The following is a 1,511-nucleotide window of genomic DNA, read 5'->3' on the forward strand; positions in this document are numbered from 1 at the left end:
GGCGGATTCAACCGGTCGTCGCAACACCTCGAGCAGGAGGTGCGTGATGAAGTCAGCTCAGCAGAGGATGCAGGGCAAGGGGCGCGTCGAGGCGACGGTGGTGCCGCTAGGTGCGCGGCGGCAGTGGGCTGCGGATCGAGCGCTGCGCCCGGCGATGCGGTCCCCGGGTAGGCCGCAGCCGTCGCGGGCGGTGCAGCGGGCGTTCTGGCGGTTGATCGCCGAGGGGTTGTCGACCGAGAAGGCGTCGGCGGGAGTGGGTGTGTCCTGGCCGGTCGGATTCCGCTGGTTCCGCCACGCTGGTGGCATGGTGCCGATCAGTCTGAATGAGCCCACCGGACGTTACCTGTCGTTCGCTGAGCGGGAGGAGATCGCGCTGCTGGTGGCCCAAGGAGAAGGAGTACGGGCGATTGCCCGCCGCGTCGGCCGTGACCCTGGCACGATCTCGCGGGAACTGCGACGCAACGCCGCGACGCGCGGTGGTAAGCAGGTATATCGCGCTGGCGTGGCGCAGTGGAAGGCGCAGGAGGCTGCGAAACGTCCCAAGACTGCCAAGCTCGTTGGCAATGACCGATTGCGCGACTATGTGCAGGACCGCCTCGCCGGCAGTGTCCGCCGCCTCGACGGGTCCGTCGCCGCCGGCCCACAGCCTCCCGTGTGGAAGGGATTGAACAAGCCGCACCGGGCGGACCGGCGGTGGGCGACGGCATGGAGTCCGCAACAGATCTCCCAGCGCCTGAAGGTTGACTTCCCGGATGATGAGTCCATGCGCATCAGCCACGAAGCGGTCTATCAGTCGCTGTTCATCCAGGGCCGTGGCGCGTTGAAGCGAGAACTGGTGACGTGCCTGCGGACCGGTCGGGCTTTGCGCGAACCTCGGGAGAGGTCGAGGAACAAGGCGCAAGGGCACGTGAGCGCGGATGTCGTGCTCAGTCAGCGACCGGCGCAGGCCGCCGATCGGGCCGTTCCAGGACACTGGGAGGGAGATCTCATCATCGGGACCGGACGTTCGGCAATAGGCACCCTCGTAGAACGCAGCAGTAGAACCACACTCCTGGTGCACTTGCCGCGGCTTGAAGGGTGGGGTGAGGTACCGCCGGTGAAGAACGGCCCGTCCCTGGGTGGGTACGGGGCGGTGGCGATGACCGCCGCGCTGACTGCGTCACTGTCACGTTTGCCGGCGCAACTTCGTCAGACACTCACCTGGGATCGGGGCGGAGAGTTATCCGGGCACGCGCAGTTGACCTTGGCGACCGGGACGAGGGTGTTCTTCGCTGATCCGCACTCACCGTGGCAGCGCCCCACGAATGAGAACACGAATGGAGTGCTGCGCCAGTACTTCCCGAAGGGGACAGACCTGTCGAGGTGGTCGGCTGAGGACCTGGAGGCGGTCGCGTTGGCGGTGAACAATAGGCCCCGGAAGGTGCTGGGGTGGAGGACCCCGGCGGAGGTATTCGAGGAGCAGCTACGATCGGTGAATCAGTCTGGTGTTGCATCGACTGGTTGAACTCGCC

The 1,511-nt window shown here is 66.4% G+C and carries 1 protein-coding gene; it reads left to right on the forward strand.

Annotated features, from left to right (window positions below):
- Positions 1-304 precede the first annotated feature (304 nt).
- Positions 305-1,504, forward strand: coding sequence for an IS30 family transposase (locus tag AB0637_RS24980; protein WP_366175487.1), 1,200 nt, complete (start codon positions 305-307; stop codon positions 1,502-1,504).
- Positions 1,505-1,511 lie beyond the last annotated feature (7 nt).

The sequence above is a fragment of the Kineococcus sp. NPDC059986 genome, assembly GCF_040702905.1.
Lineage (GTDB): Bacteria > Actinomycetota > Actinomycetes > Actinomycetales > Kineococcaceae > Kineococcus.

Excerpts from the sequence above, each read along its gene's own strand:
- AB0637_RS24980 (WP_366175487.1), top strand. The coding sequence starts at position 305 with ATGGTGCCGATCAGTCTGAATGAGCCCACCGGACGTTACCTGTCGTTC.